Origin of the sequence: Synechocystis sp. PCC 7509 (genome assembly GCF_000332075.2) — a bacterium.
Classification (GTDB): Bacteria; Cyanobacteriota; Cyanobacteriia; order Cyanobacteriales; family Chroococcidiopsidaceae; genus Aliterella.
In genome coordinates, this window is sequence record NZ_ALVU02000001.1 from 4,116,855 (window position 1) to 4,134,570 (window position 17,716).

At 41.5% G+C, this 17,716-nt stretch carries 17 protein-coding genes; 13 read left to right on the plus strand and 4 right to left on the minus strand.

From position 1 onward, the window contains the following. Positions 1 to 88 precede the first annotated feature (88 nt). From SYN7509_RS30795 to SYN7509_RS0220605, 7 genes are all read left to right on the plus strand, one after another. Positions 89 to 673, plus strand: a complete 585-nt coding sequence (locus SYN7509_RS30795) for a hypothetical protein (RefSeq protein WP_009633588.1) — start codon at positions 89 to 91, stop codon at positions 671 to 673. A gap of 320 nt (positions 674 to 993) precedes the next feature. Continuing rightward, positions 994 to 1,257, plus strand: a complete 264-nt coding sequence (locus SYN7509_RS0220580) for a hypothetical protein (protein ID WP_009633587.1) — start codon at positions 994 to 996, stop codon at positions 1,255 to 1,257. Between the two features lie 203 nt (positions 1,258 to 1,460). Continuing rightward, positions 1,461 to 1,691 (plus strand): DUF433 domain-containing protein, encoded by a 231-nt coding sequence (locus SYN7509_RS0220585; protein WP_028954466.1) that lies wholly within the window; start codon positions 1,461 to 1,463, stop codon positions 1,689 to 1,691. Then, positions 1,688 to 2,020: a DUF5615 family PIN-like protein gene (locus tag SYN7509_RS0220590; RefSeq protein WP_028954467.1), complete on the plus strand. Its 333-nt coding sequence runs from the start codon at positions 1,688 to 1,690 to the stop codon at positions 2,018 to 2,020. Before SYN7509_RS0220585 ends, SYN7509_RS0220590 begins: the two co-directional genes overlap by 4 nt. Next, positions 2,020 to 2,217 (plus strand): hypothetical protein, encoded by a 198-nt coding sequence (locus tag SYN7509_RS0220595; protein WP_028954468.1) that lies wholly within the window; start codon positions 2,020 to 2,022, stop codon positions 2,215 to 2,217. Before SYN7509_RS0220590 ends, SYN7509_RS0220595 begins: the two co-directional genes overlap by 1 nt. Continuing rightward, on the plus strand, positions 2,218 to 2,454 hold the full coding sequence (locus SYN7509_RS0220600) for a hypothetical protein (protein ID WP_227501517.1): 237 nt from the start codon (positions 2,218 to 2,220) through the stop codon (positions 2,452 to 2,454). Between the two features lie 2 nt (positions 2,455 to 2,456). Then, positions 2,457 to 2,723, plus strand: a complete 267-nt coding sequence (locus SYN7509_RS0220605; RefSeq protein ID WP_009633583.1) for a type II toxin-antitoxin system RelE/ParE family toxin — start codon at positions 2,457 to 2,459, stop codon at positions 2,721 to 2,723. 35 nt (positions 2,724 to 2,758) lie between these two features. Here SYN7509_RS0220605 and SYN7509_RS30265 read toward each other — a convergent pair whose 3' ends face one another. The 4 genes from SYN7509_RS30265 to SYN7509_RS0220620 form a co-directional block, all read right to left on the minus strand. After that, positions 2,759 to 2,902, minus strand: coding sequence for a hypothetical protein (locus SYN7509_RS30265; RefSeq protein WP_158506175.1), 144 nt, complete (start codon positions 2,900 to 2,902; stop codon positions 2,759 to 2,761). Positions 2,903 to 3,108: 206 nt separating this feature from the next. Further along, positions 3,109 to 6,078, minus strand: a complete 2,970-nt coding sequence (gene pgmB / locus SYN7509_RS0220610) for a beta-phosphoglucomutase (protein WP_009633582.1) — start codon at positions 6,076 to 6,078, stop codon at positions 3,109 to 3,111. 139 nt (positions 6,079 to 6,217) lie between these two features. After that, complete coding sequence (locus SYN7509_RS0220615; protein ID WP_009633581.1) at positions 6,218 to 8,461, minus strand: amylo-alpha-1,6-glucosidase; 2,244 nt, start codon at positions 8,459 to 8,461, stop codon at positions 6,218 to 6,220. 586 nt (positions 8,462 to 9,047) lie between these two features. Beyond that, positions 9,048 to 10,094 (minus strand): glycosyltransferase family 4 protein, encoded by a 1,047-nt coding sequence (locus SYN7509_RS0220620; RefSeq protein ID WP_009633580.1) that lies wholly within the window; start codon positions 10,092 to 10,094, stop codon positions 9,048 to 9,050. Positions 10,095 to 10,463: 369 nt separating this feature from the next. On the opposite strand from SYN7509_RS0220620, the gene SYN7509_RS0220625 reads away from it, so the two are divergent. The 6 genes from SYN7509_RS0220625 to SYN7509_RS0220650 all read left to right on the plus strand — a co-directional run bounded on the left by SYN7509_RS0220625 (position 10,464) and on the right by SYN7509_RS0220650 (position 17,590). Further along, positions 10,464 to 12,512 (plus strand): DICT sensory domain-containing protein, encoded by a 2,049-nt coding sequence (locus SYN7509_RS0220625; protein WP_009633579.1) that lies wholly within the window; start codon positions 10,464 to 10,466, stop codon positions 12,510 to 12,512. Between the two features lie 75 nt (positions 12,513 to 12,587). After that, a complete protein-coding gene (locus tag SYN7509_RS0220630) occupies positions 12,588 to 13,052 on the plus strand; it encodes a photosystem I reaction center subunit II PsaD (protein WP_009633578.1) in 465 nt (154 codons plus the stop codon). 104 nt (positions 13,053 to 13,156) lie between these two features. Further along, positions 13,157 to 14,674, plus strand: coding sequence for an anthranilate synthase component I (gene trpE / locus SYN7509_RS0220635; RefSeq protein ID WP_009633577.1), 1,518 nt, complete (start codon positions 13,157 to 13,159; stop codon positions 14,672 to 14,674). Next, positions 14,671 to 15,552 (plus strand): lysylphosphatidylglycerol synthase domain-containing protein, encoded by an 882-nt coding sequence (locus SYN7509_RS0220640; RefSeq protein WP_009633576.1) that lies wholly within the window; start codon positions 14,671 to 14,673, stop codon positions 15,550 to 15,552. The genes trpE and SYN7509_RS0220640 overlap by 4 nt, the downstream gene beginning before the upstream one ends. A 170-nt stretch (positions 15,553 to 15,722) precedes the next feature. After that, a complete protein-coding gene (locus SYN7509_RS0220645; protein ID WP_009633575.1) occupies positions 15,723 to 16,739 on the plus strand; it encodes a DNA-methyltransferase in 1,017 nt (338 codons plus the stop codon). Next, positions 16,736 to 17,590, plus strand: a complete 855-nt coding sequence (locus SYN7509_RS0220650; RefSeq protein ID WP_009633574.1) for a hypothetical protein — start codon at positions 16,736 to 16,738, stop codon at positions 17,588 to 17,590. The genes SYN7509_RS0220645 and SYN7509_RS0220650 overlap by 4 nt, the downstream gene beginning before the upstream one ends. Positions 17,591 to 17,716: the final 126 nt, after the last annotated feature.

Consider the following 17,716-nt stretch of genomic DNA (forward strand, 5'->3'; position numbering starts at 1 on the left):
CAAGGAATCTTTAATACAGTAGGCGATCGCACTTGCAACAGTATTTATCAGTTTAAAATTGAAAAATATCCCAACCCAACGGCAACCTATGCTAAAAACCATCGCCGGAACTTACCTTAATGGGCAAATTCATCTTACCGAGCTACCACAAGATGTTAACGAATCCCAAGTTCTTGTTACCTTTCTCGATCCTAGCAAAATCGATCCCGCCAAACTACACCAATTAATAGATAAGTTGGAAACAATTGCAGGTATTGGGCAGGGTTTTGACGAACTAGAACGCGGTCAAACTCGTCCCATTTTAGACTTTATTCAAGAAATGCAGTTCGTTGAGATTGAGGGCAGTGTAGACCCAACAAAGCCTCTAATCTATTTATGGGAGATTCTGAATTCTCATGGAGATGTTTACTATCGGTATGTTGGCAAAGCCTCTCGCGGCGCGAAGCGACCACGCAAGCACTATCGCCGTAACGTCAATAATTTGCTGCTTGGAAAGCCTTACCGCAGGAAAAAACCGAATGAGTTCCGACCTGTACATCGTGAGCTAGCAGAGGCTGTTAAGAGCGGTCAAACGATCCGCCTTTCATTTATTTGCAATGTATCACCACACGAAAATATTGATTTCATTGAACGCCAGTGGCATCAGCACTATGAATGTAGCAAGTACATTTAAGTTAATAATTAAATTAAACCAAATGACTTCGGCTTAATTTATACGTTGAACTATATATTTTCGGGTCGAAAGCGATCGCATTTATTCCACAGATATACAGGAATGCGATCGTGCGATTTGCATGAATGGGCGAAGTCTTTTACTTCCAAGGATGCCAAAATCAAGTTTAGATAAGTAACAAGTGCGATCGCTAACTTTCATCTCTATGAGAAGCCCAAACCATGCAACTTTAACGGGCTTGACTCCAGAGGAAATTAGCAACTTGCTGACTCCAACTATCGCCAATCCATCCCAGCAATTGTCCTGATTGGAGCAATTTCATGAGCTATCCGAGAGTATTTGCAGATTTCCATAATGCTGACAACACAGGACAGTTGCGGCTCAATTGTATTGGTACAATTGAAGACTTAGCACGTCAACAAATTAAATTACAGCTAGGTCAGTTATTGACACTCTACAGCGAAGAATTAGAAGTTGACGGAGTAGTTCAATACTCTGAATTAGAGAAGGTATGGGTGGCGCGGATTGATTGGGAGCGAATTCGTGGAGTTGAAAGTAGTTATGTCAGTCAAGTAAGCTTGTAGGCGCGTAGATAACACAATAAAACTGTTACAGCGATCGCATTTATTCCACAGTTACAAAAGGAAGTGCGATCGCGCTTGCTAATTTGGATGAATAGGCGATCGCATTTATGCCACAGATATAAAGAAATGCGATCGCGCCTGCTATTTTGAATGAATAGGCGATCGCTATTTTTTCATCTAATACTTTCTACAGGCTGGATATGATCAACTACCGAAACCACATCACAATCGAACCCAATAAACGCGGTGGTAAGCCTTGTGTACGTGGCTTGCGAATTACAGTTTATGAAGTGCTTGAGTATCTAGCTTCCGAAATGACCGAAGCAGAAATCCTCGATGATTTCCCCGATTTGACGCGAGAAGATTTGAAAGCCTGCATTGCTTATGCTGCTGACCGCGAACGTCGGTTTATGACTCCTCCATTATCTGCGTGAAGTTACTTTTTGATGAAAACCTGTCGCCCAAGTTACCAAACCTTTTGAGGGATCTTTTTCCTAATTCGCTCCACGTTCGAGATGTAGGTATGAAATCAACTATCGATCCTGTAGTTTGGGATTATGCAAAAGATAATAATTTGATGATTGTCTCAAAAGACGCGGATATGCACGACTTGAGTTTAGTGTTTGGCAATCCACCAAAAGTTATTTGGCTGAGGATGGGAAACTGTTCGACATTGCAAGTTGAAAGTTTGCTGCGGCGAAATTTTAACGCGATCGCATTATTTTATGAAGATGAGAATTTATCACTGCTGGCTTTGTCGTAATGTACCGATGGCTTTGGCTCTTTTTACTTTCACAGATACACAGCAATGCGATCGCGCCTGCTATTTTGGATGAATGGGCGATCGCATTAATTCCACAGATATACAGGAATGCGATCGCACTGGCTAACATTACAGGAATAAGCGATCTCACTGGTACATTGCTTGGCTCTAGAAAAACAGACAGCGTGTTAAATTAATTGGGTAAGGGCGGTGAGGCATTGCCAGAAATGATTTTTAGTGATGTAGTTGAGGCGATTAAAAGTCTTTCCATTGATGAAAAGCATGAAATTCAACTATTGTTGAAGCAATACCTACGTGAAGAACGCCGTGATGAGATATATAAAAACTTCAGCGCGGCAAAGAAAGAACAGCAAAAAGGTGAACTAAAATTTTCTGCCGATATCACAGAACTTAAACAACTGCTAGAGGAGTAAGCGTGGAAGTTAGTTTTAGTTCTTCCTTCAAACGTGCTTTCAAAAAACGTATTACAGGCAACGCAGATAAGACAGCAAGATTTTGGCAAAAGTTGGAACAATTTACTATAGACCCCTTCGCTCCCAGCTTAAAAACCCACAAGCTATCTGGTAGTCTCAAAGAATTTTGGAGTTTTAGCGTAGATTACGAGGAAAGAGTGTTGTTTTATTTTACAGAAGATGATAAGGCTGTGTTTGTAGACATTGGTAGCCATGACGAGGTGTACTGAACGCTTTGCTCCTTAGAAACCGTCGCTAAACAGCATTAATCTAGATATTTTCTGGGTAAAGCGCTAAGTTTTTTAGTCCACAGATATACAGGAGTGCGATCGCACTTGTTAATTTGAATGAATAGGCGATCGCATTTATTCCACAGATATACAGGAGTGCGATCGCACTTTTTAGTCAATGATTTATTAGATACAACGAAAGTTAAAGCGGTAAAGTATCTATTTGTCCTAAACCTATCAAAAATAGCGATTTGTTTAACACTTTAAAAGGGATAATACGACCAAAAGTTGCTCAATCTAGTTTTTGTTACACTCCATAAATTAGTTTTAGCAATTAGTCAATTAGCTGGAAATATTACTAACTGACTAATTAAACCAGTATTTATTAGCTAACAGCTATTGGCAAGCAAATAATCTTAGTTGCTTCCAAAGATGCTAATAAATCAGTCCAAGAGCAGTCAGCCAAGTTGTCGCGGATAACGTGAGCGGCAGCAAATCTCTCAACTGGCCCAAGTCCTACAACCCACATCCCCGCAGCTAAACCAGCTTCCGCACCTGCCGCCGCATCTTCTACAACCACGCATTCGCAAGGATCTAATCCTAGTTGCATTGCCGCATGGAGAAATACATCGGGTGCGGGTTTGTGGCGCTCCACACTGTAACCATCACTAATTGCGTGAATGCGACTTTTTATTCCCAATAATCCCGTTACTAAATGAGCATTTTTACTCGAAGAGCCGATCGCTATTTTGATTCCTGCCGCGTGTAACTGCTCTAGTAAAGGCAATACTCCGGGCAATAAATCCGCCGCACTTAAGTCTTGAATAAATGCCTCATAATAGCTATTTTTCCGTGCCATCATGGCTTGCAGATCGGCTTCGGGAATAGAAACGCCGCCGAATAAATGCAGCAAGGAATCTCGCCGCGACAAACCCCGCATTGCTTCATTAGCTTGGCGATCAAAAGCAATTCCTTCTTCATCCGCCAACTGTTTCCAACCTCGGTAATGATACTCGGAAGTATCTGTCAACACGCCATCCAAGTCAAAAATCACTCCTTTAATTGGTAACTGTGTAAAAGCAGGTTTTAAAGTCTCCGCAAGCTTTTCATTACCAAGGCTCAATTCTTCACCGCTATTAATATTTACCACTTTCACCTCTGTTATGCCGTCGTTACTTGTCAAATCGAACTCATAACTCTGACCATGCCAGTTAAGTTTAAAGTTTAAGCGCGTCCAACCTGGAGGTAAATGGGGAGTTTCCACCATTGGGCCAGTTTCCGTTAACCGGACTCCCGCAAAACCAAAGATTACCGCCTGCCAAGTACCACCCGTAGAAGCGGCGTGTATGCCCTCGTGAGCGTTGCCCCGCACGTCTTTGAGGTCAACCAATGCCGCCCGCATAAAATGCTCGTAGGCTTCTGCTGTGCGATCCAAATCACAAGCTAGGATGGCGTGAATTGCTGGGCCAAGAGAAGAACCGTAGGTATGATCGGTGCGTTTGCTGTAGTAATCCCAATTTGTACGCAACAGGGCGCGATCTTCCCGATTTGCTAATGGAGTTTTTAAAGGCAGTTGGCGCATTAAATATAGCAACATTAATACATCTGGCTGCTTGAGTATTTGCCGTTGGTTTGTTTCTTCAATGCCTAAAATCGCTTGCATTGATGTAGTTCGTCCATTGTATTTCGACAAATCTTCATCAATTAAGTCAAAAAATCCCTCACATTGCTCGATTAACCCAGTTTCGGGATCGTGCAGTACAAGCAAATTTTGGGCGATGTGATGCCAGTGCTGCAAGCGTTGGGGAGTGAGATTTAGTTTTAGCTCAAGTTCCGTTGCTTTAGACGGATAATTTACTTGCAGCCAACCTAAGACAGCAGACGCAGTTTCCATATGCCACTGCACCATGCGGTTAGTAAAAGCGTTATTGTTTACGTGTTCGTGGTTTTCGTCGGGGCCAATTACATCACGAATTTCATAACAATCGCGTTCTTTATTCCATTCCACTCGGCTACCCCAAAATACGGCGGTATCGAGGATAATTTCGGCGCCTTGCTGCTGCATCCAAGGGCGATCGCCTGTGGCTTGCCAATACTGCCAAACTCCGTAAGCGACATCGGTTGTAATATGCAACTCAATATCTCCGCACCAAATCCTTACTGGCTGACCATCGGGGCCTATTACCCATCGGGGGGTTACTTCGTCTCCCGTGCTGGCACTTTCCCAAGGATACATCGCTCCTTCATAACCTGCTTCCGAGGCTTTACGTCTTGCGCCATCTAAGTTGTGGTAGCGATAAGATAGCAAATTTTTCGCTACTTGGGGTTGAGTAAAGGCAAGAAAAGGAACAATAAATATTTCTGTATCCCAAAATACGTGACCGCGATAAGCGTAACCCGATAGAGTTTTAGCCGCAATACTTACTCTGTCGTCGTGACGGGGTGCAGCAATGAGTAGTTGAAATAAGTTGTAGCGAATTGCTAATTGGGCTGTGAAGTCGCCTTCAATTACAACATCGCAATCGTGCCATAATTCATCCCAAACAGCGCCATGAGCAGCCAAAAGCGTTGAATAGCTTTTAAAACTTGCTAAATGCTGACAGGCGGTTTGCTCCGGCTGAGAAACTTGCCTAGAAGTAAAGACTGTAACTGTCTTTTCTAAAGTAATAGTTTGTCCTTTGTGAGCAATAAACTTTGTTTGTACACCCAGATTGCCTTTTGATTCTAAGTTGGCGGTTACATCTGTATCTGCCGTACAAGTTAGTTTTGTTGCTATCCCTAGTTCAATTTTTGACTTCAAACAGTGCAGGTGTAACCAAGCGCTGTTATCTGCAACTCCTTCTTGTAATAACTCCCAATGCTTAACTCCTTGGTTATCAGGGTAGGCGTTAAGGCTGGCGTTTACTTCTATGACTCCGCTAAAATCTATCGGTGTAATGGCGCAGCGCACAATTAGCAAATGTTCATCTGCCATACTAGCTAGACGTTCAAAGTGCAACTTTACTGTGTTACCTGCGGGACTACGCCACAGTACATAACGGCTTAGTATGCCCCAATGTAAGTCTAATTGGCGCGTGTATTCCAACACTTTGCCTTCCGCTAGGCTAAAAACTTCGCCAGCGATAGTAATTTGTAACTGTAACCAGTCAGGACAATTAACTAACTCGGTATAAACTACCGGAACGTCGTCATACACGCCATGAATAAATGTTGTGGCGTTTTCGCCAAGGTAGCCTTCTTCAAAGGTTCCTCGCGTTGCTAAGTAGCCGTTTCCTATGGTAAACAGCGTTTCTTTATGATGTAATTCGGACGGCGAAAATTCTGTTTCAATGACGTTCCAAGCGTTTCGATCCATGACTTGTATATCTCACTAAATAATTTGTTAGTGTTTTGATTGCTCTATTTAGCATTCCCTTGAAGCTAAATTTTTCAGCGATTGTTGCAAAAAGTTTACAAAACGCAACAAAGTAGGTTTTGAGAAATTTTATTTATACCTATGCTTCAATGACTACGCGCAAGTTTCCGCGTTTTCTCGCCACTCGACAAGCGGTAGTGCTGCCAGAGCGTTCAAATTCTAAGTCAAGTACAGTATTACCAACACGCAAGTTGTGTATAGACAACTGATTGATTGATTCTGGCAGCGCTGGATCGATGATCCGCAAGCGGTTATTTACAGCATCCGGCACTAAATTTACCATCATATGCAGTAACTGAAAGATACTTCCCGTTGCCCAGGCTTGGGGAGTGCAAGCAACAGGATACTGTACGGGGGTGTTGTTGCCGTTGCGCTCGTAGCCGCAAAATAATTCTGGGGGACGCTCGTAAGATTGCATTAAAGTCATATCTAGCAAGCCTTGAGATACTTCTAAAGCTTGCTCTACAAGTCCTAAACTCCGCAATCCCATCGCAATTAGGGAATTATCGTGAGGCCATACCGAACCGATGTGATAGCCCATTGGGTTGTATGCTGGGGACAAACTACTCAGCGTCCGAATACCCCAACCGTTAAACATATCTGGCGCTCGCAGTCTTTCGGCGACGCTACTAGCCCGTTCGGGGGTAAGGATGCCCAAAAGCAGGCAGTGACCGGGATTTGATGTGATACTATCTACTTGATGTCCTTCGCCATCCAAAGCCAAGGCACAAAAATGTTGGTCTTCCATCCAAAAGTCGCGGTTAAATCGGGCTTTGAGTTCTTTTGCTTCTTCTAGCCAGCGATCGGCTAAATCAATGCGCTTTTTCATCCGGGCAATTTCTGCTAACCTAATTTTGGCAGCGTAGGTATAAGCCTGCACCTCAGATAAGATAATTGGCCCAGTGGCTATTTCTCCTTTACGATTGACAATGCAGTCGCCCGAATCTTTCCAGCCTTGGTTAGCAAGTCCGCGCCGCGATTTACGTAGGTAGCCAAGATACCCTGTTTCCTTGCTGTTGCGATCGATCCAATCCATTGCGGAAATCGCATTACTCCACAATTTGTCTAGAGTTTCTTGATCGTAAGTCCATGCGTAATACTCCGCGTACAACATCAACCACAGGGGAGTAGCGTCAATTGTGCCGTAGTAAGGAGTATGAGGAATTTCTTGACAACGAGCCATTTCTCCTTGGCGTAACTCGTGAAGAATTTTACCGGGTTCTTCTTCCCGCCAATCGTCTTCTACTTTGCCTTGGTAGTGCGCTAAAAGAGTTAAAGTTTCTTTAGCGATTTGGGGGTTCAGCATCAAAGTCTGAGAAGCAGTAATTAAAGAGTCCCTCCCAAATAGTGTTGAATACCAAGGTACTCCGGCGGCTACAGTTTTATGTTTGCCAAAGGTTTGACGCAACAAATACAAATCTTGTTCAGCGCGTTCAACTACGCGATTAAAGGTAGCTTTATCGGAGCGAATTTGCGTGATTTGTTCGCACCAATGCTTTTCTTCGGAAGATTCGGCGGCTTTAGCTTGTCCTAATGTTGCCGGAGCGCTGGTAATTGTTGATGAGGAGCTATTATTTACCAGCATTTGCAATCGATAACCCAGCTTTTGCGTTTCGTGAGAACCTAGTTCTATTTGCCACAGCGCTGTATAACCTTTAAATTGGTCTGGGGTGCGATGCTGAAACTCAATCACTGACTGCATCAAAGATTTGTCTAAGCCTTGGTAAGCAAGTCTTAGGTTTTTTGGCGGCGTGTCTTCGTCCTGGATGGGAGTAAGTTCTCTTAATAGCTTGCCTTGTTTTTCCCGGTGAGCGCCTCTAATTTCAAACAGATCGACAAAATCAGAGTTGAAACTAATGCTAATTTCAAAGCTAATTGGACTTGTACTATAGTTTGAAACTTCTATTTCTTCAAACAGAGCGCCACTAACAGCAATTTCTCGGCGAATCCCTAGGGTGTCTGGTTTGAGACGATCTTCAATTAAAGGATTTGTACAGAGAATTGATAGTAAAAATCCTTTTTCGGCGGTGCTACTAAGTAATACAGGACTTCGCCCTTCTATTTGCAGTTCCAGACGACTCAGAAATCTAGTATCGTTGCAAAATAGCCCCATACTAGCGGTGCGATCGTCCATCAAGCAGCCCGAAATATTCCCTAGAGTGTCTGTAACTAAAAATACATCGTCATCTTTAATTGTCAGTGTCGGCTGCGGTCTTTCGCTAATTACACAGGGCCACTCGGTAATCGGGGCTTCTTGAGCAGGTATAAAAGTGATGCCGTCAACAATAATTTTGTCTGGTGTCGTGAGCGTATCTGCTGTCATTATCAAGTTTTCTGCTCTCTAGGGTTAGTTTTTTGTTTGCTACCAAAGATAGGTCTTTGCTGTACACTATTAACCGCTTGACTAAAAGTAAAAATACTTATTTTAACTTGACAAGTGCCAAGTTAAAAGTTAACTACCTTTTAAAGATAAAGTGATAAATCTACATTTTTGTTCATGACGAAAGTTTGCGTTTTTGAGTTTGATCTGCTGGTACTGACTTAAGTTTTTATACATACCCAGGCTTTTACTCTACTTTAGTCTGTGTTGCTAAATTAAAGCTCATAAACTATTGTAAATATCTTTAATATTTGTACACAACCAGTTAAATTTTTGTAGATAGTCAAACGCGCGATAGCGCCAGCGCGATCGCAGAGCATCGCACTTCTGTAGTTTATTGAAGCTAAGAATAATTCGCACGTTTAGTTAAGCAAGGGTTTTTAGGCAAATTCTCTCAGTAAGGAGTTCAAGCCTCATGCCTTGTTTGAGGTTCTAAAGCAAAAGTCGCCTTAGGTCTGGAAATCTAAATAATTAGAAGTATTACAAGGATTTTGAGCGATCGCAAAATCCTTGCAAACAGACGGCAACGCTAATTTTTCTCGCGGTTGGCGGAAGTTAGCGCTATTCCAAAAGCTCTGAGATACTGCTCAGTCATTGATTCAACACTAAAATGGTTGACAACATAATCGCGGCAAGTTTGGCGATCTAATTTATTAACTAATGAAACCGATTCAATCATTTTTTCCATAGAATGACAGACAAACCCGGTTTTTTCGTGAGCAATAACTTCGGGTACAGAACCTAAAGCCATACCAATGACAGGAGTTCCCGTCGCCATAGATTCAATCATTACTAGCCCAAAAGGTTCGCGCCAGGTAATCGGAAACAAAGTCGCCGTAGCACCGCTCAACAGCGCCACTTTTTCATCGTGGGAAACTTCCCCCAAATACTGAATTTGCTCCCCATCAATGTGCGATTCTAGCTGTTCTGCGTAAAAAGCGCGATCGACAGCATCAATTTTACCAGCCATTTTTAACGGTAAACCACTAGCACGAGCAATTTCAATTGCTTGCACGGGACCTTTTTCTGGCGAAAGCCGTCCGACAAAAGCAAGATAAGCAGGTTCGGTGGGGGTAGCATTAAAAGGATAAGCCTTAGTATCAATACCGTTGTAAACCGTATGAATGTAGTTTAAGCCTAACCGAGGTTCTCTTTGAGCTTCGCTAATACTAATATAAGGCTGCCAGGCAAACTGACGAAACATCTTTTCGTTGTCTGGGGTAAAAATCCCGTGCATGGTATGGACTGTCGGAGTTTTGACAAAACTGCTATAAGGAAGCGCCGCACAGCCAACATGAGAATGAATAATATCAAAATGATGTGCCTGTCTGTAGACATCGTGCAACATCATTTGTTCGTATAGCCCTGGCTCTTTAATATTAGGATCGAGTCTTAGGGCTTGGTCGTGAACGGATTTAAGTTTGCCTGTAGTAACGGAGTCACCAGAGGCAAACAAAGTAACTTCATGACCTTGGCGGACTAATTCATCACTAAGCAAGCTAACAATTAGTTCAATACCGCCGTAGCGAAAAGGGGGGACGCGCTCCCATAATGGAGCAATTTGAGCAATTTTCATAGGTTAATAGCGGCAAAAAATAGCAAAGCAAAGGCAGAAAACCCAAACTTTGCGATCGCGGAAAAGCGGGTAAACTTGTCACCCTAAGTTAGGGAAAACATCTTTAATCGAACCATTCCTTAAAGAAGATATAACATTGACAGGTATAGCAAATATAGAGTGTAGATCGAATTTGAGTAACTAAACCCGATAGAGCAAAGGTAAAAGACTTAACGCTTCTTAGGTAGGATAAATAAAGAAGATTAGTTAGGGTGGCTTTTTGCCCTTAGCCGCTATGATTCCCAATTCCAGATAGCTATAACAAGCAAAGCAAGCGAACTTCGGCAACTGGAAAGTAGTTAAGATGCAACGCGCAATGAAAGACAAGCTATGAGCATTTCTACGGTTTCCGTGTTGAGCGATCTGCTAAACGCCATACCCCAACTTCGACCTCAGCTTTATTTCAAGGCTTCTTTAACCGCTCTTTCCCATGCGATGGAAGATCGAGTATTAGCCGCTAATACTGACCATCCTTTGCTGATTGCTAGTTTTCAAAGGGAACGTTATTATCGCCAAGAAGCTCATCGTTACAGGCGCATTGCCCAAAGGACTGACCAAGTTTATGTGCTATCGGCTTTAGAAACCGATTTTACTAACGCTTCGGGTTTTTATGAAACGATCGCTTTTGATTTGGAAGATGCTTTAAGTCAAGAGTGGCATTTAGTGATAATTGGACAGCAATACGCAACTTGCTTGGTATGTAGAGAGCGGTTTATGAATCCCACCAAAAAGAAGTCGCCTTTGCCTAATAGTTTTGATATCGACCCATCGCGCCAATTTGAGGGCATATGGACGAGCGATCGCACTGTTAGTTTTAAAGCTGCGGAATTGTTATTAGCAAGAATTCTTAGCTACAGACCAGAATTAAGTAGCAAAATCGAGCAAGCACGAGATAATTTTGGTTTAGCCCGTCCTCCTAAGCGGAAATCGTTAAAAAAATCTCAGCCTAAAACTGTCTCAGAGCTTGGCTTTTCCACCATCGATCCCGATCCTTTTGTGCAGCGTTTGGTGACTTATTTGCAAGCAGGGCAATATAAATTATTAAAAGCTTACGGTTCAATCGCCGAGCAAGAACGTAAAGAGCGCCTTGTCAACTCAATTACCGCCGCTATTCGGCGCGGAAGTAACAACGGACAACCATTGCATCCCCAGGAAATTCTCGCTGTAGCGGTGGAAGAATTAGGACAAGCATTATTTGTGTGTCGTTGTTTAATCTACCGCGCGGCAGCAACGGAAACAACGGCAACTATTACTCACGAGTTTTTAAAGCCGGGGATAACATCTATTGTTGGACAAACTTTACAACTGCAACAGCATTCTTTATTTCAAGAAATAGTGCAGCACAAAGAAAGTATAGCGATTGTAGATACCCAAACCGACGATCGCATTACCAGTTCCGTAACTCTAAAAAGGATTGTAGAACTCTTTGCTCTGCGTTCTTGGCTAATAGTTCCCGTGCTATACCAAAGTAGGTTATTAGGAATTATAGAGTTGCATCATTGCGGAGCTATGCCTCATCCCTGGCAAGAAAACGAAATTTCCTTAGTGGAAGCGATCGCAACTCAAATCGCCGCCGCCTTAATTCAAGCCGAGGCTTACGCTAATTTAGAAGACCTTAACCAACAACTAGAAGCCCTCGATCGCACTCGTAGCAACTTAATCGCCATTACCGGTCACGAATTGCGGACACCTTTATCGACAATTCAAGTTTGCCTTGAAAGCCTAGCAACAGAGCCAGATATGCCTTGGGAATTGCGCGAAGTCATGCTCAGTACCGCCTTATCGGACTCCGAACGGATGCGGAAATTAGTGCAAGACTTTTTAACTCTTTCCTCTTTAGAAAGCGGACAAGTCCAATGGCATCCCGAATCATTATCTTTAGAGGAATGCGTAGAACTTGCTTTAAGCCGGACGCGTAGCCGTGTCAGCGTGGAAGATAAACCCAGAATCACCAGCCAAGTATCCGAGCAATTACCTTTAGTTAGAGCCGATGGAGATTGGCTAGTAGAAGTCATATCTAAGCTACTAGATAACGCCAGTAAATTTACTCCCCCTCAAGGAGAAATTACAATTTCCGCCGCTTGCCAAGATAAAAAAAACCTCGTAGTTACAGTCACAGATACCGGACGCGGAATCGAAAATGGGCGACTAGAACTTGTCTTTGACCGCTTTTATCAAGAAGAAGGTTCTTTGCGCCGGACTGTGGGCGGTACAGGGTTAGGGTTGGCAATTTGTCGCCAAATTGTTCATGGTTGGGGCGGTCAAATTTGGGCAGAGTCTATCGGTAAAGACCAAGGTAGCAAGTTTCATTTTACAATTCCGATGGCGATTTCTAAACCCGTAGAACCGCGTAGTAGTAAAAAAGCAAAGAAGTTGTAACGGTTTCTTGCATAGACGCAATTAAAGCGCGAAGTCAGTGATACGATGCCCTAAAACGGTTTGCGAGAGTCATTTATGGCAGAAGAACTTTCTGGACAAACTCCGATATTTGGCGGCAGCACTGGCGGCTTGCTAACTAAGGCGGACAGAGAAGAAAAGTACGCGATTACCTGGACTAGCCCCAAAGAGCAAGTATTTGAAATGCCAACGGGTGGCTCTGCCATCATGCGGCAAGGCAAAAACCTTCTATACTTGGCTCGTAAGGAGTATGGAATTGCGATCGGTGGTCAGCAATTGCGGACAAAGTTCAAAATTACGGACTACAAAATCTACCGGATTTATCCTAGCGGCGAAGTGGAATACTTGCATCCCAAAGATGGCGTATTCCCTGAGAAAGTAAATCCAGGTCGGGAAAAAGTTCGTTATGTAGACCGCAATATTGGCAGAAACCCCGATTCAGCTAAGTTGAAGTTTAGCGGCATTTATTCTTTTGACGCAGAACTACCAAAATCACCAGAAGCTAAAAAAGCTGGTTCTTAAAGCTTTAGTAGCCAATAACTGGTTAGTTTAAATTAGTCTCGGTGTTCTATTACCGAGGCTGATTTTTTTGTAATTATGGGATTTTTTGCCCTCAAAAAACTGTTATGATCTTTCCTAATTTTTCTCAATTTTCTGAGCTATCGACTATTGGCAATTTTGTACCCGTGTATCAAGAATGGGTGGCTGACTTAGATACCCCGGTTTCAGCTTGGTATAAAGTTTGCTCAGAGCAGCCTTATAGTTTTTTGTTGGAATCAGTAGAAGGTGGGGAAAATATCGGGCGTTATAGTTTTTTAGGCTGCGATCCGTTATGGATTTTAGAAAATAAGGGCGAATTTACTACCCAAACTCATCGAGATGGCACTATTGAAACCTTTACGGGCGATCCGTTTGTAACTTTGACTCAATGTATCAAATCTTTTCACCCGGTCAAGTTGCCGCAGTTACCGCCCGGAATTGGGGGTTTGTTTGGCTTTTGGGGTTACGAGCTAATTAAATGGATGGAAAAGCGCGTCCCCATTCATCCGGCGACAGAAGACGATTTGCCCGATGGCTTGTGGATGCAAATAGACCAATTACTGATTTTTGACCAAGTAAAGCGGAAAATTTGGGCAATTTCTTACGCAGATTTGCGAGATCCAAATGTGGATTTGCAACAGGCTTATCAGCAAGCGGGCGATCGCGTTACTGCCCTAATTAGCAAGCTACAATCACCCCTCGACACCAAAAACACCGTTTTAGACTGGAATCCGCCGCAAAGTTCTTCTCAGCCTCTAGAGTACGTTAGTAATATTTCTGAGGCAGATTTTTGTGCTAATGTCCAAACTGCCAAAGATTACATCAAAGCTGGGGATATTTTTCAAGTTGTTTTATCTCAGCAACTAAAGGCGCAGTATACGGGAGAACCTTTCGATCTTTATCGCTCTTTACGGCTAATTAATCCATCGCCTTACATGGCTTATTTTAATTTCCAATCTTGGCAGATAATCGGCTCTAGTCCTGAAGTGATGGTAAAAGCGGAAATTGACCCAATGGGAGGAATTTTAGCTACTTTGCGCCCTATTGCTGGTACTCGTCCGCGTGGCAAAACTCCCCAGGAAGACGCAATGCTAGCTCAAGAATTGCTGCAAGATCCTAAAGAAATCGCCGAACACGTTATGCTCGTTGACTTAGGGCGCAATGACTTGGGTAGAGCCTGTATTTTTGGGACGGTAAAAGTTGACGAATTAATGGTAATCGAGCGCTATTCTCACGTCATGCACATTGTGAGTAATGTAGTGGGACAACTAGATCCCAACAAAACCGCTTGGGACTTACTCAAAGCTTGTTTTCCGGCGGGGACAGTAAGCGGCGCACCGAAAATTAGAGCAATGGAAATTATCAACGAACTTGAAACAAGTAGACGGGGTGTATATTCGGGGGTTTACGGCTACTACGACTTTGAAGGACAGTTAAATAGCGCGATCGCAATACGGACTATGGTACTACGCGATCGCACCGTCAGCGTCCAAGCAGGGGCGGGTATTGTGGCAGATTCCGACCCCCAAAAAGAGTATATAGAAACCTTAAATAAAGCTAGAGGTTTAATAGATGCAATTCGCTGTCTTCAAAACAATAAATGAAGCTAAAATCTTTAGGGCGCTGGCTAATTCTCGGCGCGGTGTTATTTTTCTTAGCCAAAGCTCTTAAAGACAATTGGCAAGAAGTAGCGCAAATTAAAATAAGTTCTACAGGCTGGCTTTATTTAGGTAGTGCTTTAGGAGTAACGTTAGTCGCACATATTTGGACAGGGTGGGTATGGAGTTGGATTTTTCAGACTCTCAATCAAAAAGTTAGCGGTTTTTGGGCTGTTCGAGTTTACCTAACAACAAATATTGCTAAATATATTCCTGGTAATATTTGGCATTATTACGGGCGGATTCGGTTAGCAACAGAAGCGAATATTCCCACTAGCATCGCCACAATAAGCGTTTTATTAGAGCCGCTAATACTAGCCGCCGCCGCTTTAATTGTCGCTTTAGTTGGAACATCGCAAAATAGACTATTGCAAGTTTTTATGAGTGCGATCGTTTTAATTGCTATTCATCCGCTCATTCTCAATCAAGGTATTAAGCTTGTTAGCAAGCTCAAAAACAAAGGTGATAATCTCCAGAAGATCGAGCATTATCCTTTTTTACCCTTATTAGGCGAATTAGGCTTTTTAGGATTGCGAGGCGCAGGGTTTGTGTTAACTTTTACGGCGCTACATTCAGTCAATATTAATCAAATTCCGATTTTAATTAGTAGTTTTAGCCTAGCTTGGTTGCTTGGTTTAGTTGTCCCTGGAGCGCCGGGAGGAATTGGCGTATTTGAAGCCACAGCTACTGCATTACTTGGGGCTTTATTTTCTCCCGGACTTATTTTGAGTGTTGTAGCTTTGTACCGTCTAATTAGTATTTTGGCGGAAGTTGTGGGGGCGGGATTGGTTTGGGTTTGGGATAGATTTGCTAAACCTGCTTAATTTTTTAACTTTGCTTAAACACATACTCATCAAATTACACAAATGCTGGCAAATCCTTATCTACAAGTAACAAAAACTTGCCCAAGCTCTTTAATAAGTTTTAATTCCCCCAAGTTTAGCAAAATTAAAATTGCGCTAAATCTCAATGTACAATTGAACTTTAAGACTTTATGTTGAATATAAAAAACGCGATTATTAGGGGTGATAGTCTTCAAATCTTAAAACAATTTGAAGATGAATGCGTTGATTTAATTATTACTTCACCACCTTATTTCCAACAGCGAGATTATGGAAATGGTGAACTTGGAATAGGAAACGAAACAACGGAAAACGATTATCTGGAAAATCTACTAAAGGTTTTTAACGAATGTATTAGGGTTACTAAAAAAACAGGCTCAATTGTTTATAATCTTGGAGACAAGTACTTAAATGGTAAACTGTCATTAATTCCTTATAAATTTGCTATCAAAGCCAATGAAAATAACAGTGCTTTTCTCATTAACCAATTAACTTGGGCAAAGCTAAATCCAACACCGCGCCAAGAAAAACGAAAATTGATTCAAGCAACCGAGCCTTTTTTTATTTTCGCCAAGTCCAAAGATTATTATTTTGATTTAAAAAATTATTTAAGTCATTTAGATGATATTAATAAAAACAGTAATAATAAGCCATCGGAAAATCTGGGTAAAAAGTATTTTCAGCTAATCCAAAATTCCGATTTAAGCGAAAATGAAAAAATAAAAGCCAAGCATGAGCTAAACGAAGTAATCAATTTAACTCATAAAGGTGAGATTGTTGGTTTCAGGATGAAAATACGAGGTATCCATAAACTAGCATACGGGGGACAAGACGGTGGACGAAATAATCAAATAAAGAACAATGGTTTTACCATTATTAAAATTTTGGGCAATCGTATGAAAAAAGACGTTATTGAAAGTCCTGTCGAAATTACAAAAAACAATCATCATCCTGCCGTTTATCCTTCATATATTATTCAAGAATTAATTAAACTTTTAAGCAAAGAAGGAGATATAGTTCTCGATCCATTTTGCGGAAGTGGAACAACCTGTCTAGCAGCAAAAGCTTTAGGTCGAAATTTTACAGGAATCGAAATAAATTCAAAATATGTAAGTCTTACAAATCAAAGACTAAAACAAGCTTCTATTCAACAAGAATTTTTTATATGAATCCAATAGACATACTTGAAGAAAGTTATCTAAAAGCATTAGCAAAAGCAAATAACGAAACCTCCAAGGAAATTTCAGACAACATCAAATCTAGCGTAAATATATTTATTGAAAAAATTGACACTGACAAATCTTTGATTCAAGTAATTATAACTAGCCTTTTAAAGAAGATAATTTCACCAGAACAAGATATACGTTACCACATGAAAAAACTTGAAAATGGTTACTCAGCTAGAGGCTTAGATACAAAAGTTACAACACCTTTTTTTAAAAAATACTTTCCGACCTATGCTAACAAGGAAACTGCCTTTTTAACAAAAGCCACTCGTGCTGAAATTGTTTGGAATTTAACGGAAGGTAAAAAGCTACCTTTTAGAAGCAAAAATTTAATCGAGCCATTCTTAGCTTTAATGGATAAAATACAAAATTTGTCCTTTGATCTGAGAGATTGTTTAACTTATATCCTGTTTCGACTTCATTTTCTCTCTAGACAACATCAAACGGTTTTTGATGAAACTTTGGAAAATATTTACTTCTCAGATGTATTAAATATAAACAGTGTAATAGCTATGTTGACAAAACATTTTGACAGCAAACTAGGTTCGAGGCTGCCTGTAATTGCTATTTACTCAGCATATATTCAATTATTCAAAACTATAAAACGATACGAAGGGAAAGTTTTAAAACCTTTAAATGTCCATACTTCTGCCGACAAACACGGTTACGGAGATATTGAGATTTGGAACAACGACGAAACACCTTTTGAAATGATTGAAATTAAACACAATATTGCTATTGACCGTAACTTAGTTTTGGATGTCGTAAAAAAATCAACAGAAGTAAAAAAATAGCATATTGAAATTTGGCAAGCGATATTGAAAGAATATCAATTAGAAACTTGATAAATAAAACTTTAGCAAAATGCAGGTTACAAGATTTACCATTATAAATAAAACTTTCCGTCGTTCTTATTTGTA

Coding starts and splice junctions, on each gene's coding strand:
- SYN7509_RS30795 (WP_009633588.1), top strand. CDS start 89: ATGCTAAAAACCATCGCCGGAACTTACCTTAATGGGCAAATTCATCTT.
- SYN7509_RS0220580 (WP_009633587.1), top strand. CDS start 994: ATGAGCTATCCGAGAGTATTTGCAGATTTCCATAATGCTGACAACACA.
- SYN7509_RS0220595 (WP_028954468.1), top strand. CDS start 2,020: ATGTACCGATGGCTTTGGCTCTTTTTACTTTCACAGATACACAGCAAT.
- pgmB (WP_009633582.1), bottom strand. CDS start 6,078: ATGGATCGAAACGCTTGGAACGTCATTGAAACAGAATTTTCGCCGTCC.
- SYN7509_RS0220615 (WP_009633581.1), bottom strand. CDS start 8,461: ATGACAGCAGATACGCTCACGACACCAGACAAAATTATTGTTGACGGC.
- SYN7509_RS0220620 (WP_009633580.1), bottom strand. CDS start 10,094: ATGAAAATTGCTCAAATTGCTCCATTATGGGAGCGCGTCCCCCCTTTT.
- SYN7509_RS0220625 (WP_009633579.1), top strand. CDS start 10,464: ATGAGCATTTCTACGGTTTCCGTGTTGAGCGATCTGCTAAACGCCATA.
- SYN7509_RS0220630 (WP_009633578.1), top strand. CDS start 12,588: ATGGCAGAAGAACTTTCTGGACAAACTCCGATATTTGGCGGCAGCACT.
- trpE (WP_009633577.1), top strand. CDS start 13,157: ATGATCTTTCCTAATTTTTCTCAATTTTCTGAGCTATCGACTATTGGC.
- SYN7509_RS0220640 (WP_009633576.1), top strand. CDS start 14,671: ATGAAGCTAAAATCTTTAGGGCGCTGGCTAATTCTCGGCGCGGTGTTA.
- SYN7509_RS0220645 (WP_009633575.1), top strand. CDS start 15,723: ATGTTGAATATAAAAAACGCGATTATTAGGGGTGATAGTCTTCAAATC.
- SYN7509_RS0220650 (WP_009633574.1), top strand. CDS start 16,736: ATGAATCCAATAGACATACTTGAAGAAAGTTATCTAAAAGCATTAGCA.